The 21,855-nt window shown below is 34.2% G+C and carries 25 protein-coding genes; 19 read left to right on the top strand and 6 right to left on the bottom strand.

Annotation, left to right across the window (positions count from 1 at the left end; all coding sequences use genetic code 11):
• Window positions 1-47 precede the first annotated feature (47 nt).
• Together ACFFLS_RS22165 and ACFFLS_RS22160 are read right to left on the bottom strand one after the other, a co-directional pair.
• Window positions 48-1,154 carry an NADH:flavin oxidoreductase gene (locus ACFFLS_RS22165; protein ID WP_379687542.1) on the bottom strand — a complete coding sequence of 369 codons (1,107 nt, stop codon included), beginning with the start codon at window positions 1,152-1,154 and terminating at the stop codon, window positions 48-50.
• Between the two features lie 7 nt (window positions 1,155-1,161).
• Complete coding sequence (locus ACFFLS_RS22160; RefSeq protein ID WP_091496855.1) at window positions 1,162-1,464, bottom strand: ArsR/SmtB family transcription factor; 303 nt, start codon at window positions 1,462-1,464, stop codon at window positions 1,162-1,164.
• A gap of 207 nt (window positions 1,465-1,671) precedes the next feature.
• Here ACFFLS_RS22160 and ACFFLS_RS22155 point away from each other — a divergent pair, with 207 nt between their 5' ends.
• Together ACFFLS_RS22155 and ACFFLS_RS22150 are read left to right on the top strand one after the other, a co-directional pair.
• Window positions 1,672-2,163, top strand: coding sequence for a TlpA family protein disulfide reductase (locus tag ACFFLS_RS22155; RefSeq protein ID WP_379687541.1), 492 nt, complete (start codon window positions 1,672-1,674; stop codon window positions 2,161-2,163).
• A 78-nt stretch (window positions 2,164-2,241) separates the two neighbouring features.
• On the top strand, window positions 2,242-2,646 hold the full coding sequence (locus ACFFLS_RS22150) for a lysozyme inhibitor LprI family protein (RefSeq protein WP_379687539.1): 405 nt from the start codon (window positions 2,242-2,244) through the stop codon (window positions 2,644-2,646).
• A 202-nt stretch (window positions 2,647-2,848) separates the two neighbouring features.
• Here the strand turns inward: ACFFLS_RS22150 and ACFFLS_RS22145 are convergent, their stop codons facing one another.
• A complete protein-coding gene (locus tag ACFFLS_RS22145; protein WP_379687538.1) occupies window positions 2,849-3,232 on the bottom strand; it encodes a hypothetical protein in 384 nt (127 codons plus the stop codon).
• Between the two features lie 217 nt (window positions 3,233-3,449).
• Here ACFFLS_RS22145 and galA point away from each other — a divergent pair, with 217 nt between their 5' ends.
• The 7 genes from galA to ACFFLS_RS22110 all read left to right on the top strand — a co-directional run bounded on the left by galA (window position 3,450) and on the right by ACFFLS_RS22110 (window position 12,995).
• Complete coding sequence (gene galA / locus ACFFLS_RS22140; RefSeq protein WP_379687537.1) at window positions 3,450-6,269, top strand: beta-galactosidase GalA; 2,820 nt, start codon at window positions 3,450-3,452, stop codon at window positions 6,267-6,269.
• A 261-nt stretch (window positions 6,270-6,530) separates the two neighbouring features.
• Window positions 6,531-7,400 (top strand): helix-turn-helix domain-containing protein, encoded by an 870-nt coding sequence (locus ACFFLS_RS22135; protein WP_379687535.1) that lies wholly within the window; start codon window positions 6,531-6,533, stop codon window positions 7,398-7,400.
• A 409-nt stretch (window positions 7,401-7,809) separates the two neighbouring features.
• Window positions 7,810-8,214: a cupin domain-containing protein gene (locus tag ACFFLS_RS22130; protein ID WP_379687534.1), complete on the top strand. Its 405-nt coding sequence runs from the start codon at window positions 7,810-7,812 to the stop codon at window positions 8,212-8,214.
• Window positions 8,215-8,339: 125 nt separating this feature from the next.
• Complete coding sequence (locus ACFFLS_RS22125) at window positions 8,340-9,392, top strand: NAD(P)-dependent alcohol dehydrogenase (RefSeq protein WP_379687533.1); 1,053 nt, start codon at window positions 8,340-8,342, stop codon at window positions 9,390-9,392.
• Between the two features lie 187 nt (window positions 9,393-9,579).
• Window positions 9,580-10,563: an aldo/keto reductase gene (locus tag ACFFLS_RS22120; RefSeq protein ID WP_379687531.1), complete on the top strand. Its 984-nt coding sequence runs from the start codon at window positions 9,580-9,582 to the stop codon at window positions 10,561-10,563.
• A 96-nt stretch (window positions 10,564-10,659) separates the two neighbouring features.
• Window positions 10,660-11,532: a helix-turn-helix domain-containing protein gene (locus ACFFLS_RS22115; protein ID WP_379687529.1), complete on the top strand. Its 873-nt coding sequence runs from the start codon at window positions 10,660-10,662 to the stop codon at window positions 11,530-11,532.
• Between the two features lie 92 nt (window positions 11,533-11,624).
• On the top strand, window positions 11,625-12,995 hold the full coding sequence (locus tag ACFFLS_RS22110) for an amidohydrolase (RefSeq protein ID WP_379687527.1): 1,371 nt from the start codon (window positions 11,625-11,627) through the stop codon (window positions 12,993-12,995).
• Window positions 12,996-13,087: 92 nt separating this feature from the next.
• Here ACFFLS_RS22110 and ACFFLS_RS22105 read toward each other — a convergent pair whose 3' ends face one another.
• Window positions 13,088-13,675, bottom strand: coding sequence for a DUF4142 domain-containing protein (locus tag ACFFLS_RS22105; RefSeq protein ID WP_379687525.1), 588 nt, complete (start codon window positions 13,673-13,675; stop codon window positions 13,088-13,090).
• A 187-nt stretch (window positions 13,676-13,862) separates the two neighbouring features.
• Between ACFFLS_RS22105 and ACFFLS_RS22100 the strand changes: the two genes are divergently transcribed.
• The 6 genes from ACFFLS_RS22100 to ACFFLS_RS22075 all read left to right on the top strand — a co-directional run bounded on the left by ACFFLS_RS22100 (window position 13,863) and on the right by ACFFLS_RS22075 (window position 17,462).
• Window positions 13,863-14,429 carry a hypothetical protein gene (locus ACFFLS_RS22100; protein WP_379687523.1) on the top strand — a complete coding sequence of 189 codons (567 nt, stop codon included), beginning with the start codon at window positions 13,863-13,865 and terminating at the stop codon, window positions 14,427-14,429.
• Between the two features lie 16 nt (window positions 14,430-14,445).
• On the top strand, window positions 14,446-14,706 hold the full coding sequence (locus ACFFLS_RS22095; RefSeq protein WP_379687521.1) for a hypothetical protein: 261 nt from the start codon (window positions 14,446-14,448) through the stop codon (window positions 14,704-14,706).
• Between the two features lie 91 nt (window positions 14,707-14,797).
• Entirely contained in the window at window positions 14,798-15,664 is an 867-nt protein-coding gene (locus ACFFLS_RS22090) for a hypothetical protein (RefSeq protein WP_379687519.1), read from the top strand.
• A gap of 208 nt (window positions 15,665-15,872) precedes the next feature.
• Window positions 15,873-16,112 carry a DUF7218 family protein gene (locus ACFFLS_RS22085; RefSeq protein ID WP_379687518.1) on the top strand — a complete coding sequence of 80 codons (240 nt, stop codon included), beginning with the start codon at window positions 15,873-15,875 and terminating at the stop codon, window positions 16,110-16,112.
• 26 nt (window positions 16,113-16,138) lie between these two features.
• Window positions 16,139-17,218: a DNA topoisomerase IB gene (locus ACFFLS_RS22080; RefSeq protein WP_379687516.1), complete on the top strand. Its 1,080-nt coding sequence runs from the start codon at window positions 16,139-16,141 to the stop codon at window positions 17,216-17,218.
• Between the two features lie 82 nt (window positions 17,219-17,300).
• Window positions 17,301-17,462: a DUF1328 domain-containing protein gene (locus ACFFLS_RS22075; protein WP_379687515.1), complete on the top strand. Its 162-nt coding sequence runs from the start codon at window positions 17,301-17,303 to the stop codon at window positions 17,460-17,462.
• Between the two features lie 348 nt (window positions 17,463-17,810).
• On the opposite strand, the gene ACFFLS_RS22070 is transcribed toward ACFFLS_RS22075, so the two are convergent.
• Window positions 17,811-18,335 (bottom strand): hypothetical protein, encoded by a 525-nt coding sequence (locus ACFFLS_RS22070; protein ID WP_379687514.1) that lies wholly within the window; start codon window positions 18,333-18,335, stop codon window positions 17,811-17,813.
• Between the two features lie 188 nt (window positions 18,336-18,523).
• On the opposite strand from ACFFLS_RS22070, the gene ACFFLS_RS22065 reads away from it, so the two are divergent.
• The 3 genes from ACFFLS_RS22065 (at window position 18,524) to ACFFLS_RS22055 (ending at window position 20,601) form a co-directional block, all read left to right on the top strand.
• Window positions 18,524-19,093 (top strand): YciE/YciF ferroxidase family protein, encoded by a 570-nt coding sequence (locus tag ACFFLS_RS22065; RefSeq protein WP_379687512.1) that lies wholly within the window; start codon window positions 18,524-18,526, stop codon window positions 19,091-19,093.
• A gap of 66 nt (window positions 19,094-19,159) precedes the next feature.
• Window positions 19,160-19,891 carry a DNA-formamidopyrimidine glycosylase family protein gene (locus tag ACFFLS_RS22060; RefSeq protein ID WP_379687511.1) on the top strand — a complete coding sequence of 244 codons (732 nt, stop codon included), beginning with the start codon at window positions 19,160-19,162 and terminating at the stop codon, window positions 19,889-19,891.
• Complete coding sequence (locus ACFFLS_RS22055) at window positions 19,888-20,601, top strand: DUF72 domain-containing protein (protein ID WP_379687510.1); 714 nt, start codon at window positions 19,888-19,890, stop codon at window positions 20,599-20,601. Before ACFFLS_RS22060 ends, ACFFLS_RS22055 begins: the two co-directional genes overlap by 4 nt.
• A 103-nt stretch (window positions 20,602-20,704) precedes the next feature.
• Here ACFFLS_RS22055 and ACFFLS_RS22050 read toward each other — a convergent pair whose 3' ends face one another.
• Complete coding sequence (locus tag ACFFLS_RS22050; protein WP_379687508.1) at window positions 20,705-21,208, bottom strand: pyridoxamine 5'-phosphate oxidase family protein; 504 nt, start codon at window positions 21,206-21,208, stop codon at window positions 20,705-20,707.
• A 214-nt stretch (window positions 21,209-21,422) separates the two neighbouring features.
• Between ACFFLS_RS22050 and ACFFLS_RS22045 the strand changes: the two genes are divergently transcribed.
• Window positions 21,423-21,854: a response regulator gene (locus ACFFLS_RS22045; RefSeq protein WP_379687506.1), complete on the top strand. Its 432-nt coding sequence runs from the start codon at window positions 21,423-21,425 to the stop codon at window positions 21,852-21,854.
• The last annotated feature ends 1 nt before the right edge of the window (window position 21,855 follow it).

Genomic DNA, 21,855 nt, shown 5'->3' with positions numbered 1-21,855 from the left:
AAACTTTGTCCCTTTGAACCTTTGTAACTTTGCATCTTAAAAAAAAATTATTCTAAAACCAATTGTGCTAACGCTTCTTTGCTGAAACCTTTCAATTGATCTGTTTTTCCAGCTTTGATTTTTGCCACCCAATTTGGATCAGATAAAAGAGGTCTTCCAACGGCAACCAAGTCAAAATCGCCTCTCTCGAAACGTCTGTTTAGTTCTTCTAAAGAAGTTGGCTGTGAACTTTCTCCAGCAAAAGCACCGAAGAAATCACCAGAAAGCCCAACAGAACCTACAGTAATAGTTGGAGCTCCCGTCACTTTTTTAGCCCATCCAGCAAAGTTTAAATCAGAACCTTCAAACTCTGGTTCCCAGAATCTGCGTTGAGAAGCGTGTATAATATCAACTCCGGCATCTACAAGAGGTGTAAGCCAAGCTTCTAATTCCTGCGGATTTTTAGCCAGTTTATAATTGTAATCAGAAGGTTTGAATTGAGAAAAACGCATAATTACAGCAAAATCATTCCCAACCTGTTTTCTAACTTCTTTGATTACTTCAATAGCAAAACGATTGCGTTCTGGAAGTGTTTTTCCGCCATAAATATCTTCACGCAAGTTTGTTTCGGCTCTAAAGAATTGGTCAATTAAGTAACCGTGTGCACCATGAATTTCAAGAGTATCAAAACCCAGTTTTTTAGCATCAGCGGCAGCTTTTCCAAAAGCCAAAATAGTATCTTCAATATCTCTTTCAGACATGGCGATTCCGTTTCTAAAGTCAGGACGATTTAATCCAGACGGACCTTCAAATGGAACAGGAGGAACCCATCCAGAATGATGATTGTCCATGATTCCCATATGCCAGATTTGCGGTCCCATTTTTCCGTTTACAGCATGAACTTCATCAATCACTTTTTTCCATCCATTTAAAGCTAAATCTCCATGAAAATGAGGTACATTAGCATCATTAGAAGATGATTTTCTGTCAATAACAGTTCCTTCAGACAAAATTAATCCAACTTCGCCTTCAGCTCTTTTTTGGTAATAAGCTGCTACTTCATCAGTTGGAACTCCGTTAGGAGAAAAAGAGCGCGTCATTGGCGCCATTACGATTCGGTTTTTCAGTTTTAACGATTTTAGGTTAAATTCAGAAAACAGGTTGTTTGTACTCATAGTAATTTTACAAATTAGATTGAATTAATTTACTAAGTGCTTCAAAGGCACCTTCGTTACGTTTATAATAGGTCCATTGTCCAACACGTTTGGCTTCTATAAAACCGGCGCGCTGCAAAATAGACAGGTATTCGGATACTGTCGATTGTGTTAGACCAGCCTTGGCCTGAATCTGACCCACACATACTCCGTGTTCAAATCCAGCATGCTCCAGCTGGCCCGGAAAGTTAATTTCGGGTTCTTTTAGCCATTCCAGCATTTGTAGTCTGGACTTGTTGGATAAAGCTTTAAAAATTTCTATCGTTTCCATGATGCAAATATATCGACTTTTCCCGATATACCAATTAAACGAAATTTATTTAGGATAATTTTATGATGGGAAGAGAAAAGATTGCAGTGATTTAGAGTTTTCACAAAGAAAATTTATATTTGCTTTTAGAAATAATCTCAAAATGACAGATAGTCTTGCTAAGACGAGATTTAAAAAAAGCCCCATTTATCAAATTAAACTTAAATTATGAAAAAAACTTTACTCATTTTTGGATTCTTATGTTGTGTAATAACTGCATCAAATGCGCAAGTTGTGGGTTCAGAGATTGGAGACATTGCTCCAGAAATAGAACTTCCGGATGCAAAGGGAGAAAATGTAGTGCTTTCTTCTTTACGTGGTTCACTCGTTTTAATCGATTTTTGGGCATCATGGTGCGGTCCGTGCATCAAAGAACAGCCATTATTAGTGAAATTGCATAATGCTTATCCTGATAAATTATCAATTTATGGTGTTTCTATGGATACAAAAAAGCCATTGTGGACTGCTGCAATTGCAAAGGGAAAACTACCTTGGATAAACGTTAGTGATTTTAAATACTGGAAATCTCCTGTGGTAAACGATTATAAGCTGCAGTCGGTTCCGCTAAATTTCCTGATAGATAAAAATGGAATTATTATTGCAAAGAACATTCACGGAAAAGCTTTGGAAGATAAAATTAATGAGTTGTTAGTTCAATAAATCTGTTTCTGGAGCAAGTGAAATTTTAAGCTATTTTTTAGTTGTTAAAGAAAATACGCTAAATTAAATTATGATATTATGATTCAAAAAGCACTTTTAGTATTATTGGTATTGATTTCATTGAAATCTAATTCGCAAACATTGGAAACCGTTTATAAATTAAAGTCGAACTACCAGAAATGTTTGGATAAAGGAATTGACATGAGAGGATGTTCTCTTAAATATTACAATCAATCAGATAGTTTGCTAAATGTGGCGTACAACAATCTTAAATCAAAAATAAGTTCAAAAGAGCAGTCTAAACTCAAAAAAGAACAAGTAGAATGGCTGAAAAAGCGTGATCAGTTTTTTGAAAAAATATATTCTGATACTAAAAAAGAAGGTCATTTTAAAGAGGGAACTCAAGATTTTGAGATGATCGTTTTAGATGAAGAGGCAAAATTTGTCTTTGGCAGAGTCAAAGAACTTATCAAAAGAAGTTAGATCTTATATTTTCATAAAACAGAATAAAGTTCACAAGGTTGATTAATAGGCAACTTTGTGAACTTTCTCTTTTTTTTTGCGTTTTGTCATTTTTAAAATCACGTTCTAAAGAGTGATTTAAAGAGAGAATTGGATTGGTGAAGTACAAAAAAAAAGCCCAATTCAATAAAGAAATGGGCTTTAAGCTTTTGTTGCAATTTAGTTACTCGTTTTCTGTGTTCTCTTTTCTAACACCGCCAAAATTCGTTTTCATCATTTCTCTAATCTGAAATTGCGTTTTATTTCGCGTAACGTTTTTCCATTCATCAAAATCATAAATATTAATTTTTTCAGCATACGGATTGGTTACGAAAAAAAGTCGCGATATAGAGAATTTGTAGTATTTTAGTTCATGCGAAATGTGACGATCGGGAACGACAATAAGGATTGTGTCCCAGTCCAGAAAATTCTTGGGAACATCCTCTCTTTCTGTTAATCCAAGAGAATCAAAAAAGGCAACTATCTTTTGATCATTATTCTTATCGATTTTTTCATCGATTCGTTTAATGGTGCTAAGAAGCTTTTTTTCATCTTTAATAACACTCATAATTACTCTCTGCTTTTTAAATTTTTATATAAAATTACACCAAAAGAAAATTATTTTGAAAAGTATAGCCAATAGAATGATTCTAAATTTTCGCTTCTCATTTTTGCTCAGCAAAATGGAGTAATTGTGAACGTTTTGATAAAATACTATTAATTTAAAACGGTTATAAAGCTTAATTTTATATTTCTATACTATTCTAACCGACTAACCGCTTTTTATGAAAATACTATTTTCTAGAACCTTTTTACTGCTTTTTATTGTATTGTCCGACTTGTCTTTTGCTCAAAACAAATCAGATAGAGAATTGATTTTGATTGATAAAGATTGGCGTTTTTCGTTTGGTCATTTATACGATACTCAAAAAGATTTCGGACATGCCACGGGTTATTTTTCCTATTTAACAAAAACAGGTTTTGGCGACGGCCCGGCTGCAAAAGATTTTGATGACCGCGCTTGGCGAAAACTTGATCTTCCTCATGATTGGGCGGTTGAACAGCCTTTTGGTGAAAGTGGTAGTTTTAGCCACGGATTTAAGGCTGCAGGTAAAAATTATCCTGAAAAAAGCATCGGCTGGTACAGAAAGAAAATCAATGTTCCAGAAAGTGATTTGGGGAAAATCATATCAATTCAATTTGATGGTGTTTTCAGAAATTCAAAAGTATTTTTTAATGGTTATTACCTCGGAACAACAGAAAGCGGATATAACGCATTTGAGTACGATGTTACGGCTTATGTGAATTATGGCGGAGAAAATACGATTGTTGTTCGCGCTGATGCCTCAATGGAGGAAGGCTGGTTTTATGAGGGTGCTGGAATCTACAGACATGTGTATTTAAAGAAAACGAATCCAATTCATGTAGATCAAAACGGCACGTTTGTTACTTCTGAATTGATAAATAATGATGCAACGATTACGGCAGCTATAACGATTAAAAATAAGGGAAAATTTAAAGGTTCGATTGATGTTGTTCAGAAGATTTTAGATGCTCAGAATAAGCAGGTTGCCATTTCTTCTGAAAATATATTAGCCCCTGAATTCTATAAAACTATTGATTACAGTTCAAAATTGCGTATCGAAAATCCGCTTTTGTGGGATATTGATTTGCCGAATTTATATCAATTAATTACTGAAATAAAAAAAGAAGGAAAAATAATTGACAGTTATAAAACTTCTTTCGGAATCAGAACAATTAAGTTTGATTCTGAAAAAGGTTTCTTTTTGAATGGAAAATCTATAAAGCTCAAAGGAACTAATAATCATCAGGATCATGCAGGAATTGGAACTGCGTTACCAGATGAGATTCAGTATTATAGAATTAAAAAACTGAAAGAAATGGGTTCGAATGCTTATCGATGTTCGCATCATCCGCCAACGCCTGAATTATTGAAAGCCTGTGATGAATTGGGAATGCTGGTAATCGATGAAACCCGTTTGATGGGAATCAACGATTATCATTTGAATGATTTGGAACGAATGATGAAAAGAGACCGAAACCATCCTAGTATTTTCTGCTGGTCGGTTGGAAATGAAGAGTGGAATATTGAAGGCAATATTGTTGGTGAAAGAATCACTAATGTCATGCAGGATTTCGCCAAAACTATCGATCCGACAAGACCCGTTACGGTTGGCATCAGCAGCGGGTTTAAAAGCGGTATTTCTTCAGTAGTAGAAATTATGGGGTATAATTATCTCGGAAATGGAGATATTGATGCTCATAGAAACGAATTTAAGAAACAGCCGGGAATGGGAACCGAAGAAGGTTCGACATTTGCAACTCGCGGTATTTATTTTACGGATGACGCCAAACATTACCAAAGTGCATACGATAAGAAACCTCGCCCTACTTTTTATAGTATTGAAGAAGGCTGGAAATTTTATGCGAAACGTCCTTATCTGGCCGGAATGTTCATTTGGACTGGTTTTGATTATCGCGGAGAGCCAACGCCTTATGGCTGGCCTTCGGTAACTTCGTATTTTGGCATGATGGATGTTTGCGGTTTTCCAAAAGACAATGTCTTTTATCTCAAATCTTGGTGGGGAAAAGAACCTGTTTTGCACCTATTGCCGCATTGGAACTGGAGTGGAATGGAAGGCAAAGAAATTACGGTTTGGGCTTATTCTAACTGCGATGAGGTAGAACTTTTTCTAAACAAAAAAAGTTTAGGAAAAAAGAAAATGGAAATCAACAGCCATTTAGAGTGGAAGGTTTCATATAGTCCAGGAACTCTCGAAGCGATTGGCTATAAAAATGGCAAAAAAGTTTTGACAGCTGTTCAGAGAACAACAGGAAAAGCAGAAAACATTAAATTGAAGCTGGATAAAGAGAATGTTTTGAAAGGAAATGTTGCTGTTGTAACTGTTGAAGCGACTGACAAAAATGGTCTTAATGTTCCGACAGCAAATGATGAAATCACATTTTCTATAAAGGGTGGAAAAATCTTAGGAGTAGGAAATGGTGATCCAACATCGTTAGAGAGTGATCAGTTTATTGATGACATAAGTCTTGTTGCTATAGCTAATCTTAAGGAACAGAAAATGGCCAATGCTGTTTTGTCGCAACAATTATCTAATTTTGAAGAGAATGAATGGACAGAAGCTTTTAAAGATCGTGATTATAAAAAACAAGCACCATCTTATATTTATAAAGGTGAATTTGAGTTAAAGAACAATGCATTAACAAATAAGGTAAGTTTCTTTTATAAAAAAATAGGAGTAGAAACAGTAGTTTTTATTAATGGAAATAAAGTGGAAGCCAGCACTGACGATGCCCAAAAATATATTCTGAATTCGAATATCTTAAAACAAGGAAAAAACACAATTCATATCGCAGCAACTCCTTTACAAAAAATAAAAGATTGGGATGTCATGAATACCAATCCTGGAATCATTCAGGTTATAACTCCAGCAGAACCTTGCAAAAGAAAGCTTTTTAACGGTTATGCCCAAATCATTATCCAAAAAGAAGATAATACCAAAGAAGTTGTTTTATCTGCTTCCGCGAAAGGATTAAAAATGACAACTTTGAGTTTAAAATAGTTTCACGCAGATTTTGCAGATTTAAGCAGATTATTTTTTCGATTTAAATTATTATAAAATAAAAATCTTTACAAATCTGCCTAAATCTGCAAAATCTGCGTGAAAAAAAACTTTGCGACTCTGTGACTTTGCGAGATTATTTCTTTCGCATAAAAAGTCTTGCGAGCCTTGCGTAAATCTTAGCGCTCCTTGCGGTTAAACCTGAGACCTGAAACAAAAAAAAACCAAAATAATATTGTTTGATTTTCATAACTTTGCAAAATGAATAATCAGATAGAAACTCAGAATTGCGATTTTACTTCAGATTTAAAAATGAAGGGATTTAAAGTGTATCCTATAAATGGAGATTTTAGTAAAGTTCCCGTTTATAGCCGAAGAGACTTTTATAAAATCTGCATCAATACCAGCAAAAGCCTTATACAATACGCCGACCGCGGCATAGAAACCGACGGAAGCATCTTGTTTTTTGGTAATCCGATAATTCCCTATTCTTGGGAAACACTTTCGGAGAATTATGAAGGTTATGCCTGTGTCTTTACAGAAGAATTCCTAAAAGCAAAAGATCGTTCTGAAACCTTGCAGGAATCACCTTTGTTTAAAATTGGAGGAACGCCGATATTTTCTTTAAACACTGAGCAAAAGGTTTTTATAGATTCGTTATTCCAGAAAATGATTCAGGAATATGAAACGGATTATGTTTTTAAAGACGATTTAATGCGTAGTTATGTCAACTTGATTATTCATGAATCGATGAAGATGCAGCCTTCAGAGAATTTTTTCAAACATAAAAATGCTTCGTCCAGAATTACCGCTTTATTCCTAGAGTTATTAGAAAGACAGTTTCCGATAGAAACCAAAAATGAGCCTTTGACATTAAAGACACCGCAGGATTATGCGCAAAGTCTAGCTGTTCACGTTAATCATTTAAACCGTTCTGTAAAAGAAGTTACAGGAAGACCAACAACGGCTCACATTACAGACCGAATTATAAACGAAGCCAAAGCATTATTACAGCATACAGACTGGAGTATTTCAGACATTGGTTATTCACTTGGATTTGAATATCCGAGTTATTTCAATAATTACTTTAAAAGACTTACAGGAACAGTTCCGAAATCACTTCGCATGTAAATTGTTTCAATTTCATAATTTTTTGTTTGAATATTGTTATTTTCTAAAAGCAGTGTTGCTCTAATTTTGCCTTAGAAAATTACAGTATTAATTATTTATCAGTCTTAACACACTAAGCGATACTTCATAAAGCGTCTTCTAGCTTTCCAAAATTTAGTTTCCTGATTCTGATAATTCCTAAAACCGAAACATTATGACAAAATCTGAAATGAATTAACAATTCTATTTTCTAAAACGACATGTAGCGCTTTTAGAATATTTTACACCAACTGGAAGGAAAAATTAACCAAACAGTGAATTTATACATTACCTCAAACACAAAAAAAGGAATGACGGGTTATTCTTAACTTTTTGGTAATGAATAATATATAGTTTAAAATAAAATCAAACTCAAAAAATAAGTAAATTTATGTCAACAAATTATTCAGCCGTTATCGAAGAAGGAAAAGTCCCGAATGTCTATATGACGGGTGACGTTTCCTATAAAAAACAAACCAGTGATATTCATCCGGAAAACACTGTTGTAAAGGAAGTTACTTTTGAGCCTTGCGCAAGAAGTAATTGGCATAGTAATGCAGGTCTGCACATGCTGATTGCGAAAGAAGGAAGTGGTTATTACCAAGAAAGAGGAAGCGCAGTAAGAATGCTTAAAAAAGACGAAGTAGTAACCATTTTACCAGATGTAGAACATTGGTATGGTGCCACTCCGTTTGATAAATTCTCTTATGTAGCCATCATTACAGAAGTGGATAAAGGCCACGGTGTTTGGATGGAACCCGTAACCGACGGAGAGTATTATCTTTTAAGTTACTAAGATTCTGAGATACTAAGTTTCTAAGTTTGTTCTCTTTAGCGCTCTTAGAGGTTGAACCTGAAACCTGAAACTTGAAACTTGAAACTTGAAACCTGAAACAAAAAAACGAAACAAATTATAAAAAAATGGAAACAAAAAGTATTAAAGCCTTTGGTACAGAAGCAGCCGAAGCACCCTTACAAACCTTAGATATTAAAAGAAGAGCAGTACAAGCACACGATGTTGAAATCGAAATTTTATACTGCGGAATCTGTCACTCAGACTTGCATACAGCCCGAAATGAATGGCATGGAACAATTTATCCGATTGTTCCCGGACACGAAATTGTAGGTCGTATTACAAAAGTCGGAGAACATGTAAAGGGTTTTAAAGTTGGCGATCTGGCAGGAGTAGGTTGCATGGTTGATTCTTGCAGAGAATGTGAACATTGCAAAAATGATCAAGAACAGTTCTGCGACGAAGGAAACATTCAAACATTCAATTCGCCAGACAAACATTTAGGAGGACAAACGTACGGAGGTTATTCTCAAAGTATTACAGTTGACGAAAGCTTTGTTCTACACATTTCGGATAAGTTAAATCTTGCTGCTGTAGCGCCATTATTATGTGCCGGAATCACCACTTATTCGCCATTAAAACACTGGAAAGTAGGTCCTGGTCAAAAAGTAGGAATCGTTGGGATTGGAGGTCTTGGACACATGGGAATCAAAATAGCAAAAGCTATGGGAGCTCATGTTGTGGTTTTTACAACTTCATTATCTAAAACTGATGATGCAAAACGTCTTGGAGCAGATGAGGTTGTATTGTCTACAGACGCAACACAAATGGCACAGCATGCGAGAAGCTTAAACTTTATTTTAGACTGTGTTTCTGCAGAACATAACATCGATGCTTATTTAAATTTATTAAAAGTTGATGGAACACTTACGTTGGTTGGTGCACCGATGGATCCGCTTCCTGTAACTTCTTTCAGCTTGATTTTAGGAAGAAGAAGTTTCTCTGGCTCGCTAATTGGAGGAATAGCAGAAACTCAAGAAATGCTAGATTTCTGTGCCGAACACAACATTACATCAGATGTAGAAGTAATTGGCGTTAATGATGTAAATGATGCCTATGAAAGATTGTTAAAAGGCGATGTCAAATATCGTTTTGTAATTGATATGGAGTCTTTGAAATAGGTTCAAAGTGACAAAGTTACAAAGGTTCAGAGGCTTTTCTTTAAGAAATTTTTGAGCTTTTGTCAAACTAATAAAAAAGAATTTAAAACTAGGTTTAATGTGACAGGGATTTAAACTTGCAGAGGTTTTTACTAAGAAACCTTTGCATCTCTGTCCCTTTGAACCTTTGTACCTAAAAAAGAAAAAAATGCAAACACGTAAACTAGGAAATAGCGGCTTAGAAGTCTCTGCATTGGGACTTGGCTGTATGGGAATGAGTTTTGGTTACGGACCTGCTCATGACAAAAACGAAATGATTAATCTGCTTCGTTCGGCTTATGAAAAAGGAATTACTTTTTTTGATACTGCTGAATGTTACGGACCATTTTTGAACGAAGAACTTTTAGGAGAAGCTTTAGCTCCGTTTCGTGATAAAGTTGTCATTGCGACGAAATTCGGTTTTTTGGAAGGCGATTCTAAAAAAGGATTAGACAGCCGTCCAGAATGGATTCGTAAAAGTATTGAAGGTTCATTAAAAAGACTAAATACAGATGTAATCGATTTGTATTATCAGCATCGTGTGGATCCGAATGTGCCAATGGAAGACGTTGCAGGAACTATCAAAGATTTGATTCAGGAAGGAAAGGTTAAACATTTTGGGCTTTCAGAAGCGGGTGTAGAAAGTATTCGCCGAGCGCATGCGGTACAGCCTGTTACTGCATTGCAAAGCGAATATTCACTTTGGTGGAGAACTCCTGAAGAAGATATTTTTCTTGTTTTAGAAGAACTAGGAATTGGTTTTGTACCTTTTAGTCCGTTGGGGAGAGGTTTTCTAACTGCTAAAATTGATGAAAATACACAGTTTGACAGCACCGATTTTAGAAATAGTTTGCCTCGTTTCACACCAGAAGCCAGAAAAGTAAATCAAGCATTGGTCGATTTACTTTCAAAAATCGCGGCTGAAAAAGGCGCAACAAACGCACAAATAGCTCTTGCATGGATTTTGGCTCAAAAACCTTGGATTGTGCCAATTCCGGGAACAACCAAATTGCACCGTTTAGAAGAAAATCTGGTTGCAATAGATTTAAAACTTTCTGCAGAAGACCTAAGAGAAATTGAAATTGCAGCTTCAAAAATAAAAATTGAAGGATCAAGATATCCAGAGCATCTGCAGAAGATAGCTGGGAAGTAAGGTTTTTCTAAGATTCTAAGCTTCTAAGTTACTCAGCATCTTAGAATCTTTGCGCTTTGAAAAAAAACTTAGTACCTTAGCTAAAAATCAATTTCTTTGAATAAAGATTCGATTCCTGTTTTATCTGTTGGCAATATACTTGGAGAAGAAACTTTAGGTATCACTTTATTTCGTCATAGTGTTAAGGGACGAAATACATTTGAACAGCCTCATAAACATGATTTTTTTCTGGTTTTCTTTGTTGAAAAAGGTTCTGGAATTCATAATATTGATTTTACACAATATGAAGTTCGCGATAATCAAGTTTATTTTGTAAGACCTGGGCAAGTACATAATTGGATGCTTAACGAAGATACAACAGGTTTTCAGCTTATGCTTTCGCCTGAAATTATTCATGTATTTTCAGGTTTAACTGCTTTTTTATATTTTGAACAAAGTGTTCCTTCTTGTTTAACTCTAACCGAAAATAGATTTCAGGAATTCAAAAAGCATCTTCATGAAATTGAACTGATTATATCAGATAAAGAACAGCTTGCCAAAGAAATCACATTACTTCATTTGCATTTGCTATTAAAATTATTGCAGAGAGAGTATTTGATTCAGTTTCCAGAACATGATTCTTCAACTAAATCAGAAAAAATCATTAAAAACTTTAATGCTCTCATAGATCGTCATTTTAATGAAGAAGCTTCAGTACATTTTTATGCAGAGAAATTAAACATTACGCCTAATTATCTCAATATTCTTTCGCAGCGCTATTTAAAAACTCCTGCAAGCGATGTTATAAAAGAAAGAACCATACTCGAAGCAAAACGACTTCTTACCAGTACCGATTTATCTATAAAGGAAATAGCTTATCAGCTGGGCTTTAATGACAATACCTATTTCAATAAAGTGTTTAAAAAGTACGTCGGAAAAACTCCTGGAGATTTTAAGGAAAGTTATAAATTTTACCATCCTTATCCGTAATATTACCATTCTGTTTTCAGATTGTAAACGATTTTTGTATCACAATAACTTCAGGATTAATTTGAAGCAAAATTGAAATGTAAAATTACGATATGGAAGAAAATCTAATAAGCAGAAAGAAATTTTTAGGATTAGGAGTTGCCGCAACAGGCGCTGCATTGTTTTCTGGAATTGGAGCAAATGCAGCTTCGCAAGTTTTGCCTACTGTTGAAGAAGACAAAATTTTAGGCGATTACATTTTAAGTAATGTACGATTGGAAGACGGTTTTGAACACAACGAAAAAAATGAAGTTATCGCAACAAAAACATCTTTGTATAGTTTGCATATTTCTAACGGAAAAATTAAAAATATTATTTCTGGAAAATCAGATTTAAAACTAAAAACAATAGATGCGAAAGGACTTTTGATGCTTCCGGGTTTACGGGATATGCACATTCATATCGATAAAACGTATTATGGTGGTACTTGGAACGCTGCACCAAGAAAAGGATATACAGTAAAAGATATGATTACGCTGGAACAAAAACTCATTCCGCAGTTGTTGCCCAATTCACAACGTAAAGCCGAAGAAGCTATCAAGCTCATGCAGAGTAAAGGAAGTTATTTTGCCAGATGCCAATGTAATATCGATCCAGTTAGCGGATTAAAAAGTTTGGAGCATCTATTGACCGCTTTAGAAAACAATAAAGATAGTTTTGGATGGGAAATCGTTGCTTTTCCACAACACGGAATCTTATATTCTCAATCAGAACCTTTGTTGCGTGAAGCCGCTAAAATGGGAGTTGATTTTATTGGAGGTCTAGATCCTACGAATGTAGATGGTAATTTGGAAAAGTCACTCGATACAATGTTTCAGATTGCACTCGATAATAAAAAAGGTATTGATATTCACTTGCACGAATCGCCTCCATCTGGTAAAGCCGCAATCGAGTATATCATAAAACGAACCGAAGAAAATAAAGAGCTTCAAGGAAAAACCTATATCAGTCATGGTTTTGCTTTGGCAAGAATGGATGCAAAAGACATGGAAAAGATTGCCGAACAAATGGGAAATTTAGGAATTGGCGTAATTTCAACTATTCCGTTTGGGAAAACTATAATGCCCATTCCGGCTTTGAAAAAATACGGCGTAAAACTGATGACTGGAACAGACAGTATTGTTGATCATTGGCAACCTTTTGGAACCTGCGATATGCTTGAAAAAGCAAAAATATGTGCACAGCTTTATGGTTGGACAGATGAATTTAGTTTAAGTCGTGCTTTACATATTGCAACTAAAGATGAGGTTTTGCCGCTAAACGATTCAGGAACCCGCGTGTGGCCTGTATCTGGAGACGATGCCGATTTTATTTTGGTAAAAGCAAGCTGTTCTCCCGAAGCTGTTGCCCGCCTTCCAAAAAGAGAAGGGGTATTCTTTAAAGGAAAAATGATTTACAAAACTTCTGAATTTTTAAATAGTTAGAATTTCTGGTATATTAGTAAAAAACAAAACCCCTTAAGCAATTCAACTCTTAAGGGGTTTCTTAAAATAAATAATAACCAATTAAATTTATTTTACTTTTTGTCAAGATTTTGTTTCAGCAGTTTTGCATGTTCCAAATGTGCAGTTAATCCTGCGATATTGGTTGATGCCCAAAGCTTAACATCGTCGTCAGTTGCATTTTTTGCAGCATCTTCAAGCTTTTTAATTGCTTTTTCGTGACCGTCAATCATCATGTCAGCAAATTTTTTATCAAAATCTAAACCTGTTTTTTCATTTAATTTTTTATACTCTTCCTGACCATCTTCGGTTAAAGAAGTCGGCAATGTAAAGTTTTTCGCTTTCGCTAAGGCACTTACCTCAGAAGCAGATTTTGTATGTTCGTCAACCAGCATTTTTCCGAATTTTTTAACTTCGGGATTGGTACTTTTGCTTTGTGCCAGTTTTCCTATTTCGATTTCAGCTAAGTTGATTTCAGCCTGATCCACCAAAAATTCAGAATCATCTTCTTTATTGTCAATACTGTCAAATTTTGCTTCATTTGCATCTTCAGCGACCTCTTTTGGATCTTCTTGTTTAGTTTCATTTTTACAAGATTGAAGAAATAAAATTATAAGTCCCGCTCCTAAAATGGCTTTTCCGGCTAATAATAACTTTTTCATGATATAATGGTTTAAATGTTATGATGTAAAATTATCTACTTTCTAGAAGGATTGTCTTATAGGATTCTAAAAGATTGTTATATGATTTTGATGCTGTTTTTTAATTGATGTCCTAAATGTGCCAGAAATAATTCTATATTAGCAGTAGGAAATTACATTCTTTACTCAAATCAGATCAAATCATAAAATGACTTCAAACCAATATTTTCTGCGAATTTTTATTCTTTTTTTATTTTCTACGATTGTTTCAAATGCACAAATAGGCGAAGGGCATCGATTTTGCGATGAACTCAAAACAGGAAGCTATTTTCCGCTTTCTTATGAATTCAAGAAAAAAATTCTATGGAGCAAAACCTATTATTGGGAAACCAAAATAGGTACAAAACAAATTGAAGGAAAAGAGTATGCCGAGATAAAACAAGAGTGGGAAGATAAAAATACCAGCATTTTATACATGAGGGAAGAGGATGGAGTTGTTTATCAATATGATCAGTACATTAAAAAAGAAATAATCAGATTCGATCAAAAACAAAAAAAAGGAGATGCCTGGACAACGGCAAACAAGGCTAAATATAAAATTATCAGTTATGAAGGCGAATTGCAGACTCCTTATTGCAAATACACCAATTTATTAGTCATTGAGGCAGAGGTAAGTTACGGAAAATTTAATTTTTATTATCTAAAAGGGCAAGGATATATTGGTGCAACTACTAAAGGAATGCTCATTTCCTGTCTTACTCCTGAGTGGAATTAATTTTGATATTCAAGCCATGAAAGTAATAAAAAAGATTATCGGGATTACCTTAATACTATTTGCTTCTCTATGTTTTATAGGTCATTTAAGGATGATTAATAGCCTATTTTTTGAATATGGAAAAAGCTTTGATTTTAATAGAATTACCAATTGGGGTGAAATTGTAATTAAAGCTGGTTTATTTTATGCCACAATTTACCTTGCTTTTAGATTAGGTATAAGATTGGTTAAACAAAAGAAAATACAAGAAGACGCGATAGAGGATATTGGATTATGAAATTAATTTTGCAAAAAGGACTATAAAAAGGTTAATTGTGATTGGTTTTTGCAATTCATTAAAACAAAATTTAGTTAAATAATAAAGAAGAATGTCATTAAAAAAGGAAAGTCAAATATCATTAATGGTAATTGGAACTATAGGATTATTCTCTGGTTTGTTTTTATATAACAAATTCAATGCATTTGAAACACAGGGAGAAGAATTAGACATATCTCTTCCGTTTTTTTTAACCCTTATTTACGATTTTTTCGGAAAATCGGCAGCTTCTGGAATTATTTCTTTGACAGGTTTAATTATGATTGTCAGCGGTATTTTGAGCATTAACAATCAAAAAAAATGGAAAGCGCTTCAAATTGAAAACAGTAAGCCAAAATTTATTTCACTTTCTGAAGATTTAGAATTTCAGATTACCAGAAAATTGTCGAACGATTTGGTTGATTATTTTGAAAGGTTGAATTTCGAAATCAAAGAAGGTCAGATTTATAAACATTATTGGACAGATAGTTTGGTTTTTGAAAAGGAAAATGACGAAAATTTTTTGAATATGGCGGTCTATTTCTGGAAATCAGATTTGCCTTTTTCGGAGACATTATTACCCGAAACTTTTGAAAATTTTCAAAAGTTAGAGTTCCGGTTTTTGACTTCTTCGGATACTATTAAATCAGAAAAAATAAAGAATGATGTCGATAAATATTATTATGAAGAAGGAAATAAGAAAAAAACAATCAGCAGTTTGGCAGAGGCAAATAGCATAGAATACTGCCAAATCCAGACTTTAGATCATGAAGATAGCGACGATTTAAGACATTACGAAGACGAACTTTACTTCGTACTAACAAATCCAATACTCAAATGCCGTAACAATGAGCTTTATATAGGAGAAAATGCAGTCTCAATTGAAATTGCATATGCAATAGGCGCCATCGATTTAGTGCGGAAAAAAAGAAATACATAGTATTTATCATCTAAATTGATATAAATCCCAATTCCAAAAGAGTTGGGATTTTTTTGTTCCTAAATTTTCATGTTTGCAATCTAGCAATCTCACAACTATGAAATTTCAAACAAAAATTGTATAACAGAAAATTCTTAATTATTGATGAATTTTGACATAACAGATTACGACATATAAATGTCAAAGTGTTGAATTTAAATTTAAAGTCATGCCAAATCCAAGAATTAAGAATGAGGAGCAATATGAGGCATTGGTAAAAAAAGGATACAGCAAAGAAAAATCTGCACGTATCGCAAACACACCAGATGCAGGAATAAAAGGAGGAAAGGCCAAACCATATGAAAAATGGACAAAAGAAGAGCTTTTGAAGCAAGCTAGTAAAGTTGGCATAAAAGGACGCTCTTATATGAACAAAAAAGGTCTTATCGAATCTTTGAGAAATAATTAATATCAGAAAGAAATTAGACAGTAGCCATGAATGCCAGAACCGAAAAATTAATGAGCCAATTGATCAAATCACCGCATTTGGTGCTAGAAAAATTGGATTTAGTTTACGTAAGCAATCAGAATCTTCCGATTGAAAGATGTGAAAGCAAAGACGGTTTTGTCTACAAAAAAAATGGACGCTGTATTAAGCAGAAAACAGAATTAAAGCGTTTCAGCAGTCTGGTTTTACCGCCAGCTTGGGTAAATGTCAAAATTTCTGATTTGACAAACGGGCATTTACAGGCCGTTGGTCTTGATGTTAAAAACAGAAAACAATATCGTTATCATCCAAAATGGAACAGTATTCGGAATCAGACTAAGTTTTACAAAATAGCAGAATTCGGATTAAAACTTCCCGCTATTCGAAAACAAGTCGATAAAGATTTAGAACAGAAAGAATGGTCAAAAGACAAAGTTACGGCGTTGGTTATTCGTTTGATGGAAGAGACCCATATCAGGATTGGAAACGAAAAGTATGCAAAGGATAATAAATCGTACGGTCTTTCGACTTTGAGAAAACGTCATCTCAACATCAATAAAAATACGCTTCGGTTCGAATTTGTCGGTAAAAAAGGAAAACAACATACCATAACAACACGAAACAAGCAATTGATAAAGCTGGTAAGCAGATGCGAAGAAATTCCGGGCTGGGAAGTTTTTAAATATTATGATAAAAATGGCGAAAGAAAGGTTTTAGACAGCCATATGGTAAATGAATACCTGCATTGTATTTCTGGCGAATATTTTAGCGCAAAAGATTTCAGAACATGGGCGGCTTCTATAATATTCTTTGAAAATTTAATGGAATTAGGAGTTACAACCGATGAAAAAGAAAACAAGAAAAACATTGTAACAGCTTACGATGCAACAGCAGGAGCCTTGGGAAATACGAGAAATGTCTGCAAAAATTATTACGTTCATCCTTTGCTGGTTTCGACTTACGAAGACGGTTCTATTCAAAAATATTTTGATAAAGCCAAGAAAAGCCGAAGCACAAAAAAATATTTTACAAAATCTGAAGATGCTTTTTTAGAACTGATAGAGAATTACCAGGTCAGTCTAATTTAAGTATTTATAAAATAAAAGAGTTGGGCGTTGCTCTTTAATAAACGCCACATACAAATCATTATTAACTAAAAAAATCATTATTATGTTACGTTGGACAGTCACATTTATAATTCTAGCCATAGTGGCAGGAATTTTCGGTTTTGGCGGAATTGCCGCTGGAGCAGCCAGTATAGCTAAAGTTTTATTCTTCATATTTTTAGTATTATTTATTATATCGCTAATTACAGGAAGAACGAGAGTTTAGTTTTAAATTCAGTAAATATAAAAACAATATAACGGCGCATTTACTTTGAGTATTTGTGCCGTTTATTTATTGTTTGAATATTTATTATAACGATACAATTATTTTATAATTCGTTGGGTAAAATGGGATAAAATAGCTTCATTCAAGAATTAAAATCTAATTTGATCTGCAGAAATCATTTAATAATCTGTGTGAAATACTTCTATGTATTAATTTTTCACGCAGATTCAGATAGATTTATATCTAAGCTAATGTTATAGAATTGAAAAAAATTCCCAATAGATTATTTCTAATAAAAAAAAATACCGTTGCGTATGATTTGCAACGGTATTTTTTGAATGTTCTGTTTTAGAATTTCCTTGGATCATTGTCCGGATAATCTTCTTCGTCATCGTTTTCCTGAACGTCGTCTTCAATATATTGATTATCTTCGTCATCGTAGTCGTCTTCATCGTCATCTTGATCAATGTCTTCCAAATCATCTTCAGTTTCGTTAAAATCATTTTCGAAGGTGTCAGCAGGATTGTCAAATTCATCATTTTCAACTTCTTCGTCAATATCTTCGTCAATATCTTCGTCAATATCTTCTTCGATATAGTCGTCCTCAGTTTCAAGTTCGACCTCGTAAATATCGTTGTTGTCTTCAAGATCTCGGTCGCTATGAAAATCATCATCCAGGTCATCTAAATCGTCGTCAGACAAATGGTCTTCCTGATTCGGATTTACTCCATTCGGGTTATAACCGTTTCTTACCGTATAGCCGCGTTCTGCAATTTCTCTGTTATCGTTGTCAGATTCTTTTACGTTTGCGATATCTTCAAAATGGTCATTAATACGACCAGAATTTTGATTTTTATTATTTGAAATATTCATGATGCGTAGTTTTAAAATTTGTATGTAACAAAGCTAGAAACGATATGTGGCTTTTGTTTTATAGAATTGTGTGGTGTAATTGTATAATTAACAGATGATTAGAATGAAATGTTGATTCGTAATCATATAACCCAGAAGGTCTTTGGAGGCGTAATTTTACAAAACTATTAATCACAAAAGATAATCCCATGAAAACCACGGATAATAAGAAGGAGTCGACTCCAAAAAAGACAGCAGCAGGAATGACCAAACCAAAATCGGATGCGGCAGCTGCATTAAATGAATTATTTGAAGATAGCTTAAAAGACATTTACTGGGCCGAAAAAGCTTTGATAAAGGCTTTGCCATTGATGGTAAAAAATGCTTCTTCGGTTGAGCTGAAAGATGCACTTGATCATCATTTAACAGAAACTGAAGGTCAGATAGAACGTCTTGAAAAAGTATTCAAAATTATTGGACAAAAAGCTACAGCCAAAAAATGCGACGCGATGGAAGGCCTTATCGAAGAAGCAAAAGGAATTTTGGAAGAAACAGAAGCAGGCGTTGTGCGTGATGCTGGAATTATTGCTGCAAGCCAGAAAATCGAACATTATGAAATTGCAACTTATGGGACCTTGCGCCAGTTTGCCGAAACTTTAGGGCTTCCCGAAGCCGCAACTTTGTTAGAGCTGACATTGGACGAAGAAAAAGGTGCCGATAAAAAACTGACGGATGTCGCTGTGAATGCGGTAAATCTTGAAGCAGCAGAAATCGAATAAAAAATTAATTCTTACCTAAAAAAGTGCAGTTTTACAGACTGCACTTTTTGCTTAAAATAATATATTATGCCTGAAGGTCCGTCTATAGTAATTTTAAAAGAGGAGGTGATGCAGTTTGAAGGACAGAAAATTACAGCTGTATCAGGAACCAGCAGTGAAGCGATTGAACGGCTGAAAGATAAAACAATCCTGAGTTTTAAGACTTGGGGAAAACATTTTCTAATATGTTTTGAAGATTTCAGCATTAAGATTCATCTGTTGATGTTTGGTACGTATCGTATAAACGAACGAAAAGAAGCAAAACCAAGATTGAGTTTGGTTATGCCAAAAGGAGAATTGAATTTCTATACCTGCCAAATCAAAATTTTAGAAGGAAACGTCAATGATTACTACGACTGGAGTATTGATGTAATGAATGAAAACTGGAATCCGTCGAAAGCAAAAATACAATTGGAAAAAACTCCTGAAAAAATGATTTGTGATGTTTTACTCGATCAAAATATATTCTCAGGTGTGGGAAACATTATTAAAAATGAAGTCTTGTACCGTTGTTACATTCATCCGGAATCTATTGTTGGAAAAATTCCGCAAGACGATATCGACCAATTAATCAGTGAATGTTCGGTCTATAGTTTCGAATTTTTATACTGGAAGAAAAAGTTTGAACTCAAAAAACATTGGCTGGCTTATACTAAAAAGACCTGTCTACGTTGTAATGTTCCAATTCATAAAAAACAAACCGGAAACGGAAAAAGACGAAGTTTCTTTTGTACAAATTGCCAGCAACTTTATTTATGAAAACAAATACGCTCATTGGTTGTTCAAGTTTTAATAATCGTTTTTGGAAAGGTGTTTTTTATCCTGAAAATCTGCCTTCAAAAAAATGGTTTGAATTTTATTGTCAGCATTTTGACACATACGAATTCAACGGAAGTTTTTACAAATTCCCAACTGTTAGAATTTTTCAGAATTGGTATGAGAAAGCGCCTGAAAATTTTATTTTTTCTGTAAAAGCGCCAAAAGAAATTACCCACATCAGAAAATTCGAGGATTGTACAGTTCTGCTGAAAGATTTTTATGAAATATCCAGATTGGGTTTTAGAGAAAAATTAGGCTGTATTTTGTTTCAGTTTCCGCCGAGTTACGTTTTCAGTATTGAAAAATTGGAAAATATAGTAAGGAATTTGAACTATGAATTTGAAAATGTAGTAGAATTTCGTCATCAAAGCTGGTGGAATCAAGAAGTTTGGGATGTTTTTAAGCATTACAAAATTACGTTTTGCTGTGTGAGTCATCCGAATCTTCCGGAAACTATTTTAAAGGATTTTCCACTAATTTATATTAGACTTCATGGAGTTCCTAAAATGTTCTATTCGAGTTATGATTCAGATAAACTACTTCATATTAAGAACGAAACAGATTCGCAGACCTCTTTTGTTTATTTTAATAATACTGCTAGCGAAGCAGGGATTCTAAATGCGCTTCAATTAAAAGAATTGTCAATTTGAATCAAAAAAAAGACCGCAATGATCTACGTCGCCTTTGCATTTAAACTCTGCTCATTTCGCGTAAATCCCTGCGGACTCTCAAGTTAAATAAAACTATAATTTTCTATAATTTTAGATTTCCTTCAATGCCATCATCCATTGTGTGGCCAGTAACAAAAGCGGCGGCCATTTTAGCGATAGCAACCATTTTTCCATTTTTGTTGTTCCAGTAATAGCCGTCTTCCGGAATTACTTTTATAACACTTAGATTAGGATCGTCTATACCGCCTGGCATCCAGATTTTTACCACCGGATTCCATAATTTTTCGATTGTTTTTCTGTCATAAGAAATACTGGCACTTCCGTGAAGGGTAAGAAATTTGTCATGTGGTTCCGAAAAAAACAATTCTACCGTCGGATTTAAAGTGATTTCGGCATTTTGGCCGCTGTTTCTGTCAGACAAAAACCAAAGCTGTCCTTCTTCATCGATTTCCTGAACCGACATCGGGCGAGATTGTAGTCTGTTGTCTTCTCTATACGTACAAAACATGCAGGTTTTGATGTTCTCTGCAAGGTCTTTTATTTTTGCTGCTGCAAATTCGTCTGTAAGGTCTTTATGATCTCCCATGATAATTTTATTTTAAGTTTCAACTTTTATTCATTTTTTAGCTCTATAAGCAAAATGTAAAGTTGAGTCTTTTAATTTTCAATTGGTTATATAATTGTTTTATAAAATTATGAGATTTCAATTTTAATTATTTTGTAAGAATTTAACTCGGTAACGAATATTTTGAGAAATTATTTTATCTTTGGTTTAATTAAAATTTCACTCGAAAAATACCATGACGAACTTTACTATTTTTTACACAGATGACGATGAGGATGATTTGAGTATTTTTACTGATGCTGTAGAATCAGTTCCTCAAAAAATCAACCTGCAGACGTACTCGGGAGGACAGAAATTATTAAATGCGATTTTTAATCCTCCGCCCACGCCTTATGTGGTTTTCTTAGATTTGAATATGCCCGGAAAAAATGGTTTTGATGTCTTAGAAGAGATTAGAAGTTCGCAAGATCAGAAGAATATTCCGGTGATTATTTATTCTACTTCAAATGAACCTGGCATTATTGAAAAATGCCGCACTCTTGGGGCGAATTGTTTTGTAACAAAACCAGTCTTAATGAGTGATATTGTAAAATCTATTGAATACGCTTTAGAAGTTGACTGGGACAAGTTTACTCCCAATCATTCCAATTTTGTTTACAAGTACTGAT

The organism is Flavobacterium procerum, assembly GCF_042431625.1.
In the GTDB taxonomy this organism is placed as follows: domain Bacteria; phylum Bacteroidota; class Bacteroidia; order Flavobacteriales; family Flavobacteriaceae; genus Flavobacterium; species Flavobacterium procerum.
Note: the sequence above shows the minus strand (reverse complement) of the source record. Positions and strands in the feature narration are given on the sequence as shown.